Origin of the sequence: Sphingomonas sp. CCH9-E2, assembly GCF_001557215.1 — a bacterium.
GTDB lineage: Bacteria > Pseudomonadota > Alphaproteobacteria > Sphingomonadales > Sphingomonadaceae > Sphingomonas.
In genome coordinates, this window is record NZ_LSJM01000462.1 from 1 (window position 1) to 418 (window position 418).

A 418-nucleotide genomic window follows, 5' to 3' on the forward strand; every position below is an offset into this window, starting at 1 on the left:
GGCTGGCGAGGCGGTCGCGCCGCCTGATCGTGACATGATCACGCAGCTGATGGAGGCGTTTCCCGATGGATGACGAGATCGAACACATGATGGTGCGGGTGCGCGCCGACACGCAGGGCTTTGCCCGCGATGTCGCCGAGATGCGCGCGGCGATCGATGGCCCGTTGCAGGCGGGGGCGGACCGCGCCGGGCGCGCGGTCGAGACGGCGCTGTTGCGCGCGGTGCGAACCGGCAAGCTCGGGTTCGAGGACTTGAAGCGGGTAGCGTCGCAGGTCCTGGCCGAGATCGCGGCTGAAGCGGTGCGCGGGGGCATGGTGGCGATCTTTGGCAATGGCGGGATTGCCGGGGCGATCGGCGGGCTGTTCGGACTGCCCGGCCGCGCGACCGGCGGGCCGGTGGCGCCGGGGCGCGGCTATGT

Annotated in this window: 1 pseudogene; it reads left to right on the forward strand. The window is 71.8% G+C overall.

The window, feature by feature from the left end:
• Nucleotides 1–65: 65 nt before the first annotated feature.
• A pseudogene (locus tag AX681_RS20940) lies at nucleotides 66–418 on the forward strand (tail tape measure protein); the annotation flags it as partial.